Annotated in this window: 13 protein-coding genes and 1 pseudogene; 8 read left to right on the top strand and 6 right to left on the bottom strand. The window is 60.9% G+C overall.

Annotation, left to right across the window (positions count from 1 at the left end):
* Nucleotides 1-762: sensor histidine kinase KdpD (locus GHO42_RS00110; RefSeq protein ID WP_256671092.1), on the top strand; the 762-nt coding region annotated here is incomplete at its 5' end.
* 36 nt (nt 763-798) lie between these two features.
* A complete protein-coding gene (locus GHO42_RS00105; protein WP_095023979.1) occupies nt 799-1500 on the top strand; it encodes a response regulator in 702 nt (233 codons plus the stop codon).
* Here GHO42_RS00105 and GHO42_RS00100 read toward each other — a convergent pair.
* Complete coding sequence (locus tag GHO42_RS00100) at nt 1467-2516, bottom strand: patatin-like phospholipase family protein (protein ID WP_095002166.1); 1050 nt, start codon at nt 2514-2516, stop codon at nt 1467-1469. The genes GHO42_RS00105 and GHO42_RS00100 overlap by 34 nt on opposite strands.
* 211 nt (nt 2517-2727) lie before the next feature.
* Here GHO42_RS00100 and GHO42_RS00095 point away from each other — a divergent pair, with 211 nt between their 5' ends.
* The 3 genes from GHO42_RS00095 to GHO42_RS00085 all read left to right on the top strand — a co-directional run bounded on the left by GHO42_RS00095 (nt 2728) and on the right by GHO42_RS00085 (nt 4677).
* Entirely contained in the window at nt 2728-3006 is a 279-nt protein-coding gene (locus tag GHO42_RS00095; protein WP_095002165.1) for a hypothetical protein, read from the top strand.
* A 28-nt stretch (nt 3007-3034) separates the two neighbouring features.
* On the top strand, nt 3035-3802 hold the full coding sequence (locus tag GHO42_RS00090; RefSeq protein WP_153328430.1) for a CHAD domain-containing protein: 768 nt from the start codon (nt 3035-3037) through the stop codon (nt 3800-3802).
* 77 nt (nt 3803-3879) lie between these two features.
* Nucleotides 3880-4677 (top strand): acyl-CoA thioesterase II, encoded by a 798-nt coding sequence (locus GHO42_RS00085; RefSeq protein ID WP_153328428.1) that lies wholly within the window; start codon nt 3880-3882, stop codon nt 4675-4677.
* Here GHO42_RS00085 and GHO42_RS00080 read toward each other — a convergent pair whose 3' ends face one another.
* From GHO42_RS00080 to GHO42_RS00070, 3 genes are all read right to left on the bottom strand, one after another.
* Nucleotides 4678-4935 (bottom strand): terminase, encoded by a 258-nt coding sequence (locus GHO42_RS00080; protein WP_095002162.1) that lies wholly within the window; start codon nt 4933-4935, stop codon nt 4678-4680. It lies immediately after the preceding gene.
* 99 nt (nt 4936-5034) lie between these two features.
* Nucleotides 5035-6516 (bottom strand): methyl-accepting chemotaxis protein, encoded by a 1482-nt coding sequence (locus GHO42_RS00075; RefSeq protein ID WP_095002161.1) that lies wholly within the window; start codon nt 6514-6516, stop codon nt 5035-5037.
* A gap of 115 nt (nt 6517-6631) precedes the next feature.
* Entirely contained in the window at nt 6632-7441 is an 810-nt protein-coding gene (locus GHO42_RS00070; protein WP_016780110.1) for a TatD family hydrolase, read from the bottom strand.
* Between the two features lie 236 nt (nt 7442-7677).
* On the opposite strand from GHO42_RS00070, the pseudogene GHO42_RS00065 reads away from it, so the two are divergent.
* The 3 genes and pseudogenes from GHO42_RS00065 to GHO42_RS00055 all read left to right on the top strand — a co-directional run bounded on the left by GHO42_RS00065 (nt 7678) and on the right by GHO42_RS00055 (nt 10193).
* Nucleotides 7678-9103: pseudogene (locus tag GHO42_RS00065) on the top strand (transglycosylase SLT domain-containing protein).
* A 103-nt stretch (nt 9104-9206) separates the two neighbouring features.
* Nucleotides 9207-9641 carry a DoxX family protein gene (locus tag GHO42_RS00060; RefSeq protein ID WP_095002159.1) on the top strand — a complete coding sequence of 145 codons (435 nt, stop codon included), beginning with the start codon at nt 9207-9209 and terminating at the stop codon, nt 9639-9641.
* A gap of 243 nt (nt 9642-9884) precedes the next feature.
* A complete protein-coding gene (locus GHO42_RS00055; protein ID WP_153328426.1) occupies nt 9885-10193 on the top strand; it encodes a class I SAM-dependent methyltransferase in 309 nt (102 codons plus the stop codon).
* A 51-nt stretch (nt 10194-10244) separates the two neighbouring features.
* Here GHO42_RS00055 and GHO42_RS00050 read toward each other — a convergent pair whose 3' ends face one another.
* Complete coding sequence (locus tag GHO42_RS00050; RefSeq protein ID WP_153328425.1) at nt 10245-11510, bottom strand: FAD-binding oxidoreductase; 1266 nt, start codon at nt 11508-11510, stop codon at nt 10245-10247.
* A partial coding sequence (locus GHO42_RS00045) for an aldehyde dehydrogenase (NADP(+)) (protein ID WP_153384069.1) occupies nt 11503-12581 on the bottom strand: 1079 nt, incomplete at its 5' end. The genes GHO42_RS00045 and GHO42_RS00050, both read right to left, overlap by 8 nt.

The raw sequence follows: 12581 nt of genomic DNA, 5'->3' as shown, positions 1-12581 counted from the left end.
GCCCAGGACCTGGAAGCGGCCCGCCTGCACGGCGAAACCGAGCAGTTGCGCAGCGCACTGCTGGCATCGGTGTCCCATGATCTGCGCACACCGCTGACCAGCATGCGCGGCAGTATCGACACCTTGCTGGCCCTGGGCGAGGCGATCCCGTTGAGCGATCGCCGCGAGTTGCTCGAAGGTACCCGCGATGAGGCCGAGCGTCTGGACCGCTACATCCAGAACCTGCTGGACATGACCCGCCTGGGCCACGGTGCGCTCAAGCTGGCCCGCGACTGGGTGTCGCCTGCCGACATTGCCGGCAGCGCCTTGAACCGCTTGCGTGCGGTGCTGGCGCCCTTGCAGGTGCAGGTGGATGTTGCGGCGCAATTGCCGCTGTTGCACGTGCATGGCGCCCTGATCGAGCAGGCGCTGGTCAATGTGCTGGAAAACGCTGCGCGCTTTTCACCTCCCCATGGCCAGTTGCAATTAACGGCGGGAGCCGATGAAAGCGAATTGTGGTTTGCCGTCAGTGACCAGGGCCCGGGGATCCCCGAGGAGGACAGGGTGAAGATTTTCGATATGTTTTATACCGCCGCACGGGGCGATCGCGGCGGGCAAGGCACGGGCCTGGGGCTCGCCATCTGCCAGGGCATGGTGGGGGCCCACGGCGGGCGGGTCAGCGTCGGCGAAGGCATCGGCGGGCAGGGTACGTGCATTACCCTGTATTTGCCGTTAAGCCTTCAACCGTGCCCCGAGAATGAAGGGCTGGAAAGTGAAGACTGATATTCTTTGGCTATCCCTCTATTGCGGTAACAAGTCATGAGCCAGAGCGCGACCATTTTGGTCATCGACGATGAACCGCAGATTCGCAAATTCCTGCGTATCAGCCTGGTGTCCCAGGGATACACCGTGCTGGAGGCCGCGACCGGGGCCGATGGCTTGAGCCAGGCAGCGCTCGGACGGCCCGATGTGCTGGTGCTCGACCTGGGCTTGCCGGACATGGATGGCCAACAGGTACTGCGCGAGTTTCGCGAGTGGTCAAATGCGCCGGTACTGGTGCTCTCGGTGCGCGCCAGCGAAGCGCAAAAAGTCCAGGCACTGGACGGTGGGGCCAACGATTACGTGACCAAACCCTTCGGCATCCAGGAGTTTCTGGCACGAATCAGGGCCTTGTTGCGCCAGGCGCCTGTGGGCGAAACCCGGGAGTCGGCGCTTGAACTCGGCCCCTTGACCGTCGACCTGGCGTTCCGCCGTGTGCTGCTCGATGGCGTCGAAGTGGCGCTGACCCGCAAGGAATACGCGGTGCTGGCGCTCTTGGCGCGTCATCCGGGGCGGGTCATTACCCAGCAGCAATTGCTCAAGGATATCTGGGGCCCGAGCCATGTCGAAAACAGCCATTACCTGAGAATTGTCGTTGGCCATTTGCGCCAGAAACTGGCGGATGATCCGACCCGGCCACGGTATATCGTGACCGAAGCCGGGGTTGGCTACCGGTTGTTGGACGCCTCGTCCTTTTCGTAACGGTCCAGGGTGTCTTTTGCAATCAGGCGACCCAGGGCGATCAGCTCCTGGGCTTTGTAGAACTCGAAAAACCGGCACACCCGCTTGGGCACGTTGATCAGGATATCGGGCGGGTAACCGGCGATCTTGTATTGCGCCAGTGAAGTCTGCATGACCTCGAAGCTCTGGTTGATCAAGTCCAGCAGCGAGGCCGGGCCGACGTTGTCGATGATCACCGAGCCGGTGGCTGACTTGGGCGAGCCCTCTTCAGCGGCTGGGGAGGCGGTTTGCGGCGTGTCGAGCCAGGGATTGGGCTTTGCCTGGGCCAGCGGCTCGGCCTGGGGGTTGAGCAGTTCCTGTTCGAGGTTGAGCAAGTGCTCGGCCTGTTTGTTGCGAAACGGCATGCGCGAGCCCAGCGAACTCATCAGGTTGTCAAAACGCCCCTTGAAAGCCGCCGGGCGCTGGATCACCGGCAACTGGTAGTGGCTCTGGTGGGTGGAGTTGAGGTTGACGGCGACGATCAGGTCGCAGTGGCTGGACACCACCGGCACGATGGGCAGCGGGTTGAGCAGGCTGCCGTCCACCAGCATGCGGTTGCCCTGCATCACCGGGGTAAACAGGCTGGGGATCGCTGCCGAGGCGCGCATGGCCTGGTGCAGGCAGCCCTCCTGAAACCAGATTTCCTGCTGGTGGGTGAGGTCGGTGGCGACGGCGGTGTAGGGGATGCGCAGGTCCTCGATATTGATTTCACCGACCATATTGCGGATCTGGCCGAAGACCTTTTCACCGCGAATCGCTCCAAGCCGGAAGCTGACATCCACCAGGCGCAGCACATCGAGGTAGTCCAGGCTTTGAATCCAGTCCCGGTACATGTCCAGTTTGCCGGCGGCGTAAATCCCGCCCACCACCGCGCCCATCGAGCAACCGGCGATACAGGCGATTTCATAGCCGCGGCTTTCCAGCTCTTCAATCACGCCGATATGGGCATAGCCCCGGGCGCCCCCGGAGCCCAATACCAATGCAATACGTTTTTTCATGAACCCCACCTTCGCCTGACAGTCCCTCACAATGCCTTTTTGTGACCCTGAGTGACAGCTTTTGGCATGAACGCGTATCTACCAGCTAGGCTAGTGCCTTGTAGCAATGACGGGTAGGTGTTGCCGGTTTTTTTGATTTTTACGTTGTGGCACTTTTATGCAGGTTGTTCGTCTGAGATTGCACTGAACTTTAATTTCTGAGGAAAACAACATGAAAGCATGGATTTGTGTACCGCTGATCGCGCTGGCGTTGGCAGGTTGTGCGGGGACCAAGGCGTATCGCGACAGCTGTGCGACGAACCTGGATTCGGCCTGGCATGAGCTGGACCTGGCCAAGGCGGAAGGCTTCGCCGGGACTGTCAGCTACTCCAAGGCCTTGTCCTTGTTGACGGCGGCCAAGACCCAGCAGCAATTTGAAGCCTTTGAGGGTTGCACCAAAAAAGCCGAGAAGGCGCGTTTCTATATTCGTGAATCCCGCGCCGGGCGTTGAAGCGCAGCGGTAAAGGGGGAGGGTGAGGATGTCTGAGCTGGTTGACCGGATAGTGGCAAACATCGTGCGTCTGGAGGTCAGGTTACTGGCCTGTCAGGCGCGTCTGGAAGCCGATACGGACCCGGAGGCCCTGCACGACCTGCGCACCACTGTGCGCCGCTTGCGCAGCCTGTTGCGGCCTTTGCGCGGGTTGCCGGGGGTTGTGCAACTTGAAATGTCTGCATCCCAGGTTGGCGTGTTGACCACCCCCCTGCGCGATCTTGAAGTGCTGGCGGCACATTTGCAGGCGCACGGCTACACGGCGCAGGCGCAACGCCGCACGCAACAGTTGGCCGGCAGTTATGCCCGGGTGGCCGACAGTGAGCAGTTGGCTCAACTGTTGATGATCCTCGAGGTGTTTCCGCGCTTTTTGCGTGCTGCCGAGCGAGAAGGCCTGCTGCGTGGTTTGCGCCAGCGGATCGCAAAGGTCCTGGAAAAACAGTGGCAAACCCTGGAAAACGCTCTCAATGACCCGGGCCATGACCGCCATCGCGTACGGTTGCTGATCAAGCGCGTACGCTATGCCGCTGAAGCCTACCCGGAGTTGAACCAGCTGCCGCCCTTGGTGCTGGCGCGCCTCAAGGGGGCACAGCAGGCGCTGGGCGAATGGCACGATGCCTGGCAATGGTTGCTGCAGGCCGGGCAACACGCCGACTTGCAACCCTGTGTGGCGCAATGGCAGGCCACCCTTGAGCACGGCGAAAAACGCGCTGACAAGGCGTTGGTCAAATTGAGTGCGGCTTGCTTTCACCCCTGATCTTTGGCCGATACAGCACTGCGCAGAGTCAGATGGATGGGTAGTATCCCGTCATATTTATCTGTTTCGAGGTGCTTATGCAGTTTTGCGAATTGGTTGCGGCGGTGCGCAACACGCCTTTGGACGTGACCATCCCGGCCGATTGGGGCCAGGGCCGCGCCAGCTTTGGCGGCCTGTTGGTGGCTTTGCAGTACGAAGCCATGCGCGCCCATGTGCCTGTCGAGCGGGCGTTGCGCTCATTGGCAGTGAGTTTTGTCGGGCCGGTGGCCGCCGATGTACCGGTGCGTTTCGAGGTTGAGGTGCTGCGCGAAGGCAAGGCGGTCAGCCAGGTGCTGGGGCGGGTGGTGCAGGACGGTCAGGTCATGACCCTGGTACAAGGCAGCTTTGGCGCTGCGCGGGAGTCAGTGGCGAACGTGTACGGCCTGCCTGCGCCTGAGATGAAAGCGCCCGAAGATTGCCCGCTGTTGCCCTATATCAAAGGCGTTACCCCGGAGTTTATGCGTCATTTGTCCATGGCCTGGGCCGTGGGCGCACTGCCGTTCACCGGTCGTGGAACGCGGGAAATGGGCGGCTGGGTACGTTTTGATGGCGGTGTTGAGGACGAACCTCTGACAGAAACCCATTTGCTGGCGCTGGTCGATACCTGGCCGCCTGCACTGCTGCCGTTGCTGAACAAGCCGACAGCAGGCAGCACGCTGACCTGGACCATCGAGTTCGTGCAGCCACTGCCTAAGGTCAGCACGTTGCAGTGGTGCAAGTACCTGGCCGTCATCGAACATGCGCGGGATGGCTACGGCCATGTAGCGGCCAACCTGTGGGGCCCAGGCGGCGAGCTGATTGCGCTCAGCCGCCAGACCGTAGCCGTGTTCGGTTGATCAGAAGGTCTGGCTGTTATCCGTTGCGCTGGTGGCCTTGTGGCCCTGGCGTTGCAGGATCAGGGCCGCAAACAGGGCAACCAGACCGATCACTGCGCTGGTGGCGTTTTCACTGAAGACGCCCGACACCAGCAACAGAAAAGCCACCACCATCATCGGCACTGCGATCAGGTTGATTGCCTGATACGCGGTGTTTTGCTGGCCGTGCGGGTTGGAGCGCCATTGCCAGGCCGGTAGATTTGGATGACGTTTGCCCATGATTGCTCTCCTTGTTCGAGGGTTCAGCCTGGGCTGAACCGGATAAACAAATCATAGATTTATGGTCACCCTGCGGCGAATCAACAATGGCTATTGGCCTTATAGCTTTAGTTGACCAATCGCCCGATTCAACTCGCCTGCCAGGGTTGCCAGTTCATTGCTGGTAGTGGCCGAGTCGACGGTCTGTTGCACGGTGTTTTCGGTGACATCGCGGATGCTCACCACTGCCCGGTTCATCTCTTCCGCGACCTGGCTTTGCTGCTCGGCGGCCACGGCAATCTGGGTGTTGCTTTCGCGCATTTGCGCCACGGCGTGAGTGATCTCGGCCAATGCCGCGCCCGCTTCCTGGGCCTGCTGCACGCAGTCGTCGGCCTTGAACGAGCTTTCCTGCATAAAGTCCACGGCGTCGCGGGTGCCCGCCTGCAAGGCCGAAACCATGGCGGTGATTTCGTCCGTGGATGTCTGCACGCGTTTGGCCAGGTGCCTCACTTCATCGGCGACCACGGCAAAGCCACGACCCATTTCACCTGCGCGAGCCGCTTCGATGGCCGCGTTCAACGCCAGCAGGTTGGTCTGTTCGGCGATGCTGTGAATCACACTGACCACGCCGTTGATCTTCTGGCTGTCCTGGGCCAGTTGCTGGATCATTTCTGCAGTGGTTTGCACCCCGGTGGACAGGCTGGCGATTGACTGTTGCACGCGGCTGACCACCTGCTGGCCACTCCCCGCCAGGTTGTCTGCGGTTTGCGACAGGTCGCGGGTAGCCCCAGCGTGTTGCGCAATATGGTAGACCGTGGCCGACATTTCATTGATTGCGGTGGCGGCCTGGTCGGTCTCGCTTTGCTGGCCGAGCATGCCGTGGCGCACCTCGTCCATGCTGCTGGCCAGGCGCGCGGCCCCGGCATCCAGTTGCGCGGCGGTTTGGGCCACGGTGTTCACCACCCGCTGGTAACCGGCCTGCATGGCATTGAAGGCGCTGGCCATCTGCCCGACCTCATCGGTACACGCCAGGGGCACCCGGGCGGACAGGTCACCGGTTTTCTCCACATGCAGCATCACGTCCTTGAGGGTGTTGAGCTGGCTCAGCAGGAAGCGGATCAGCAACTGCGAAGCGCAGAGCATGGCCAGCATCAGGATCAGCACGGCGGCGGCATAGTTGGGCAGCCGCTCGACAAACACCTGGGCCAGGCTAGGTGTATGGGCCAGCACGGCGATTTTTTGTCCGTCGTCGCGGGTCAGTACCTCGGCGCCCAGCAGCAGATTGTGGCCGAACAACGGCATGGGATTGATTGAGACCCAGCCGTTGGCGTTGCCCAGTTGCGGCAGGGCTTGATCGTTGACGCTGGCGATCTGGTCGGGCGCCAGGGGCAGCAATTGGCTGGCCTCGGGCAAGGGCTGCCCGGCAGGCCAGGCACTGAGCAATTGCGCCTGGGCCCGGGCGTTGGCCTGGGCGGCGTTGCTGCGCGATTGCTGTTCCAGCTGCACGGCGTAGAGCACCAGCAGCAGTGTGGTGACAAAAGCCACCGCGTTGACAGCCCAGAATTTGTATTTGAGCGAGATGTTGCTAAGCCAGGTGCCCATGGGAGGTCTTCTCTGAATTGGCGCAAACAATATTGGCAAGGTGCCATCATTGTGCCGCTATTCAGTGACAATCTTGTTGATGTGGGTCAAAAGAGGCACTGCGTGGGAGCGGGCGTCAGTCTGTCAGTACCGGCAACCCGTAAAACGCCCGTGCACACGCGGTGGTGTGTTCGGCCAGGTCCTGCTCGCTTTCGCCACGGTGCACGGCCACTTCGCGCAGCACATCGGTCAGGTAGGCCGGTTCGTTGCGACCATTTTTCGGTTTGGGCCGCAGGGTGCGGGGCAACAGGTACGGCGCATCACTTTCGAGCATCAGGCGACCGCGCGGGATATCACGTACCAGCGGGTGCAGGTGGGTACCGCGGCGCTCGTCGCAGATCCAGCCGGTAATGCCGATATGCAGGTCAAGGTCGAGGTAGCTGAACAGCGCCTTTTTCTCGCCGGTAAAGCAATGCACCACAGCAGCCGGCAAGCGGTCGCGGAAGTCGCGCAGGATTTCCAGCAAACGCTGGTTGGCATCACGCTCATGCAGAAAAACCGGCAGTTGCAGGTCAACAGCCAGCGCCAGATGTTCTTCCAGCACTTTCTCCTGCTGGGCGCGGGGCGAAAAGTCGCGGTTGAAGTCCAGCCCGCATTCACCCACCGCACACACGCCCGGTTCCTTGAGCAGGGCAAGCAACTGGCGGGCGCTGTCGCCGTTCCAGTCACTGGCCGAGTGCGGGTGAATGCCGGCCGTAGAGAACAGCCGCTGGCCGCTTTCGTCCAGCTCGCGGCACAGTTGCAAGGCCTGTTCGCTGCCTTCGACGCTGGTGCCGGTCAATACCAATTGGCACACCCCGGCCGCGTAGGCACGGTCGAGCACGGCCTGGTGTTTGCCGTCAAAGCTTGGGTTGGTCAGGTTGACGCCGATATCAATGAGTTGCATGGTTTTACCTCAGGCCACAGGCCTCGCAGCATATCAGAGCTGTAGATTTACAAGAAAAACCAAGAACTACAGACAGTTATGGTTGTCTTTGAATGCCGCAACAACGCAATGCCCGGTTGTTTAAAGGACGCATTGACTGTTTTGCGCGCTGATTCCAGCGCTTGAAAGCCTCACTTGAGGCAACCGGTTGTCGGGAAACCGACCGGGTGCTGGGCTGTATTCTTTCCGGAGAACGGATGACAAGACCGACGCTATTGATTGCGCTGTGCCTGCTGCTGTTGCCGCTACCGGCACTGGCGCGCCTGACCGGACCTTTACAGGTCGGGCAGCCAAGTCAGGTCCGCGATCTGGCGCAAATCCGCAGCAGTCAGGTGTTGCGGGTGCTGGTCAATCAAAGCCGCAACAGCTCGGGCGAGGTGCAGGGGCAGGCGATTGGCGTTGAATACCATCGTCTGCGTGCGTTTGAACGCTACCTCAACAGCCATGCCCGCGATGGCCAGGAAATAACCCTCAAGATCATCCCTAAAGCCAAGGATCAACTGCTGGGCGCATTGTCCCGGGGTGAAGGCGATGTAGTTGCCCCGGGTGAGTTGATCGATTTCAAGCCCAGCCGCGCCATCAGCGCCAGTGATCCGATCGTCGACGATGTACCCTTGCTGTTGGTGGGGGTCAAGGGCGAGCGGCGCTTTACCCGCCTTGAGCAACTGTCGGGCCGCACCGTGGCGTTGACCACCGGCAGTGCGGCGGGAGCCTCGGTCAATTTGATCAATCAAAAACTGGCCCTGCGCAAACTGCCCCCGGTGAAGATTGAGTGGGTAGATCCGACCCTGGCGGTGGAGGATGTGCTGGAGATGGTGCAGGCCGGGATTTTTCATTTGACCATCGTGGAGCGCCCGATTGCCGAGCGCTGGGCCACGCTCATGCCCAAGCTGCGTTTTGACCGCAAGGTGCTGGTCAGCGAGCCCGAGGCCATGCACTGGTATGTACGCCGTGATGCGTCGATGTTGCGGGCCAGCATCGACCGGTTTCTCGATGGCTACAAGGCCCCGGCCGATCAGGATGTGGCCTTTGAGCGGGTATACCGACGTTTGTACCGGGTGCATTACCCGTTGGCCCGGGCCGATCGCCAGCAGCTTGAAAAACTGCGCCCGGTGTTGCAAAAACATGCCCGGCAACAGGGCATGGACTGGTTGAACCTGGCAGCGCTGGCATTCAAGGAGTCCACCCTCAACCCTCAACCCTGAAGCCAAAGGCAGCGGCGGGGCGACAGGGCTACTCCAGATTACCCCCTCGGCCGCCCGGCGGGTGGGGGTCAACAATATTCAAAATGTCGATAGCAATGTGCAGGCCGGTGCCCGGTATCTGTCGCTGATCCGCCGCAAGTTCTTTGCCAGCCCCAAGCTCAACGAGCGTGAGCGCATGGCGTTTGTGCTGGCGGCTTACAACATGGGGCCGGAGCGGGTGCAGGGCATGCGGGCTGAAGCCAGGCGACGCGGCCTGAACCCCAATCAATGGTTCTTTCAGGTGGAACGTATTGCCATGGAGCAGGTGGGAATGGGGGCTGTCAGCTATGTTAATAGCGTGAATAAATACTATTTGGCCTTTGACCGGGAGCGGGATTCCCTGGAACCGGCAAAAGCTGAACTGGTCACACGCAAATAATCGAATAATTTGATTGTTTTGTCAGGTTTATTCGACTTTTAACATTATAAAAACTGATTAGTATGGCGAGCATTCCCCAACTGATGACTTAAAGGATTCCATCATGAGCAAATTGATCCATACCGTACTGGGCAGCCGCGCAGGTTATGGTTTGACGGTCTTGCGTATTTTCGTCGGTATTATCTTTGCCGCCCACGGTTCGCAAAAACTGTTCGGCTGGTTTGGCGGCGGGGGCCTGGCGGGCACGGCGCAATGGATGGAGAGCATTGGCCTGGCGCCGGGCATGTTGATGGCAGTGCTGGCGGGCGGTACCGAGTTTCTGGGCGGTCTGGCGCTGATTATCGGCTTGCTGGCGCGCCCTGCAGCCCTGGGCCTGTCGTTTACGTTGCTGGTGGCGATCTTCTCGGTGCATATCAGCAATGGCCTGTTTATGGCCAACAACGGCTATGAATTCGCCCTGGCCTTGCTGGGTGGTACCGTGGCAGTGCTGATCGAAGGTGCAGGCAAGTTGTCGATCGATCGTGCACTAGCTGACTGAAAACCCGATGCCAGTGAAAAGGCCCGCCCAGAGCGGGCCTTTTTCGTTCCAGATGATTGTTGACAGTAGTAAGCAGGTTTATCTAGGATGTTTTCTTGCGCCGATTTAAACAGCTACTTGCGGGGCGCCAGAGGGTCACAGACCGTCTAAGAGGCTTGAAACAGGCCTTGAAATACCGCTAAAGCGCTGGTTCGGTGTTGCCTCTCACCTGCCACGCAGAATCTTGAGGCGGAGAACCGATACATGAGTCACCCACGTCCCCTTGTACGTCTTGCGCCGATCTCGGCCAGCCCAACCTTGCGCAACCCAAAAATCCTCCTGGGCGGTAAGCATCAGCCTACGTTGCTGCGCTATCTCGATGGCTGGCCACGCCGCAAAGGGCGGCCTACGGCGTTTCTGATCCAGTTTGTGGAAGAGGGCGATCAACTGGCGCGATTTGCCGCTGACAGTTTTGACCTGGCGGTGATCCAGTCCCCCGGTGCTGAAAATGCCGAGCGGGTGATTCACAACCTCACCCGTGTTTGTCGGCAGGGGTTGATAACCCTGCGCTGAGGCTCCAACCCCGTAGCAGCCTCGTTCCTTCTGCAGCTGCTACGGATGGGATCAGAAACGCTCCAGCCGGTAAGGGTGCAACTCAGGCAGCGCGTGGGCACTGGTTGCCCCCGCCAACTGCGCGATCAGTTCAGCCGTTACCGCTGCCTGGGTCAGGCCCAAATGCTGATGGCCGAAGGCAAGCAGTACCTTGCCGTCGCACACCCGGTCGATGATCGGCAGTGAGTCCGGCAACGACGGGCGAAAGCCCATCCATGGCGTCGCGTCTTCAGCGCTAAGGTCATGGCGCAACAACCCTTTGCTCAGGCGATGCAGCTGCCAGGCGCGCTCCATGCTCGGCGGCGCTTCCAGGCCGGCAAATTCAACTGTACCCGCCAGCCTCAAGCCATCGCTCATCGGGGTCATGATGAATTTGCGTTCCAGTGAGGTGACGGCAAACGGCAGCCGGTCATGCTCGTGGGGCAGCATCAGGTGGTAACCGCGTTCGGTATCCAACGGAACGTGCTTGCCGGTCAGGGTTGCGGTGAGTTTGGCCGAGTGGGCGCCGCAGGCGATCACGACCCGGCGGGCGGACACCTGGCCCTGGGCTGTCATCAGAGAAACTCCGGCCTCACTCAGTTGCCCGCCTGTGACCTGTTGCTTGAGAAACTGCACACCGCACTTTCTGGCAGCCTCTACCAGTTCGCAGACCACGCGATAGGGGTCGATAAAGTGCCCCGTGGCCGGAAAAAACAACCCGCCCTGAATCTGCTCGCTCAGTTGCGGCGCTGCCTTGTGTATGGCCCTGGCCTCCCAGAACTCGACCGGTACCTGCTGCTGGCGCATGCGTGCCTGCAGTGCCAGAAGTGGCTGCCGGGACTCGGAACGTTCGTACACCAGCAACGAACCGTCTTCGCGCATCAGGCCTGGGCAGTCAATGCCCTCCAGTAGCTTGTGCCAGGCACTCAGGCTGCTTTCGTTAAGGGCCCGAATACCGGCTACAGTGCGCTGAAAGGGCGCCTTGCGCAGGTTCAGCAGCAGACGCGTGAACCACGGCAGGGCCCGGGGCATATATTTCCAGTCCAGGCGCAGGGGGCCCATCGGGTCCATCAGCATGGCCGGCAAGCGCTTGAGAATTGACAGGTCGGCAATCGGGAACACCTGTTCGGTGGCCAGGTGCCCGGCATTGCCGAATGAGGCGCCATGGCCCGGCTCCTGCGGGTCGATGACCACCACCCGCTGGCCTTGGCGCGCCAGTTGCAGGGCACAGGCGACGCCGATGATTCCGGCGCCGACCACGGCAATGTCAGCTGTGTTTCCAGCGAAGTGATCAGGCATTTTCCAGTACTTCTCTGTGGCCATCGAGCAGGCGGCGCAAGTGCAGCGGGTTGGCGTGCTTGAGTGCCGTCGGCAACAGGCTGTCAGGGAAGTCCTGATAGCAGACAGGACGCAGGAAGCGCTGGATGGCCGCAGTGCCAACCGAGGTGGTACGGGTGTCCGAAGTCGCCGGGAAAGGCCCGCCGTGGACCATCGCGTCGCACACCTCAACCCCCGTTGGCCAGCCATTGACCAGCAAGCGACCAGCCTTGCGTTCCAGGGTCGCAAGCATGGCCCTGGCACTGTCGAGGTCGGCTTCATCCAGTTGCAGGGTGATGGTCAATTGGCCTTCAAGGTGCTCGAGCACCTGGCGGATCTCCTCGTCATCGGCGCATTGCACCACCAGCGCCGCAGCACCAAAGACTTCGGCCTGCAATGCAGGGTCGGCGAGGAAGTCCCCGGCCCGGGTCACAAACAGATGGGCTTGGCACTGGTTGGGTGTCTCCCCCCTCAAGCCGGCAGCGGCCTCTTGAGCACTGTTCAGTTCCTGCAAAGAGCCAATACCGGCTTCATAGGCCTGGAAAATCCCGGGAGTGAGCATCGTCTGGGCCGGGCTTTGCTGGACCAGCCGGGCAGCTGTGCTGATAAACCTATCCAGTGCCGGCCCTTGATGGCCGATAACCAGACCCGGGTTGGTGCAAAACTGGCCTGCCCCCTGGGTCAGAGATGCAACAAAACCCTGCGCCAGTGATTCGCCGCGAGCCTGCAGCGCAGCGGGGAACAGCAGTACCGGGTTGATCGAGCTCATCTCCGCATACACCGGGATGGGTTCGGGGCGTGCTGCTGCCACTTTGCACAAAGCCATGCCGCCACTGCGCGAGCCGGTAAAGCCGACTGCCTTGATGCGTGGATCGCTGACCAGGGCAACACCGACTTCACGGCCGGAACCGAACAACAGGGAAAAGACCCCTTCAGGCAGGTTCGATTCTTTCACCGCACGGGCAATCGCATGGCCAACCAGTTCGCTGGTGCCGGGGTGGGCGCTGTGGGCCTTGACCACCACCGGGCAGCCGGCCGCCAGTGCCGACGCGG

The organism is Pseudomonas sp. FSL R10-0056 (genome assembly GCF_009600105.1).
GTDB lineage: Bacteria > Pseudomonadota > Gammaproteobacteria > Pseudomonadales > Pseudomonadaceae > Aquipseudomonas > Aquipseudomonas bubulae.
Note: the sequence above shows the minus strand (reverse complement) of the source record. Positions and strands in the feature narration are given on the sequence as shown.

Bases quoted from the DNA above. Each gene is read 5' to 3' on its own strand.
- GHO42_RS00105 (WP_095023979.1), top strand. From the start codon at position 799: ATGAGCCAGAGCGCGACCATTTTGGTCATCGACGATGAACCGCAGATT.
- GHO42_RS00100 (WP_095002166.1), bottom strand. From the start codon at position 2,516: ATGAAAAAACGTATTGCATTGGTATTGGGCTCCGGGGGCGCCCGGGGC.
- GHO42_RS00095 (WP_095002165.1), top strand. From the start codon at position 2,728: ATGAAAGCATGGATTTGTGTACCGCTGATCGCGCTGGCGTTGGCAGGT.
- GHO42_RS00090 (WP_153328430.1), top strand. From the start codon at position 3,035: ATGTCTGAGCTGGTTGACCGGATAGTGGCAAACATCGTGCGTCTGGAG.
- GHO42_RS00085 (WP_153328428.1), top strand. From the start codon at position 3,880: ATGCAGTTTTGCGAATTGGTTGCGGCGGTGCGCAACACGCCTTTGGAC.
- GHO42_RS00080 (WP_095002162.1), bottom strand. From the start codon at position 4,935: ATGGGCAAACGTCATCCAAATCTACCGGCCTGGCAATGGCGCTCCAAC.
- GHO42_RS00075 (WP_095002161.1), bottom strand. From the start codon at position 6,516: ATGGGCACCTGGCTTAGCAACATCTCGCTCAAATACAAATTCTGGGCT.
- GHO42_RS00070 (WP_016780110.1), bottom strand. From the start codon at position 7,441: ATGCAACTCATTGATATCGGCGTCAACCTGACCAACCCAAGCTTTGAC.
- GHO42_RS00060 (WP_095002159.1), top strand. From the start codon at position 9,207: ATGAGCAAATTGATCCATACCGTACTGGGCAGCCGCGCAGGTTATGGT.
- GHO42_RS00055 (WP_153328426.1), top strand. From the start codon at position 9,885: ATGAGTCACCCACGTCCCCTTGTACGTCTTGCGCCGATCTCGGCCAGC.
- GHO42_RS00050 (WP_153328425.1), bottom strand. From the start codon at position 11,510: ATGCCTGATCACTTCGCTGGAAACACAGCTGACATTGCCGTGGTCGGC.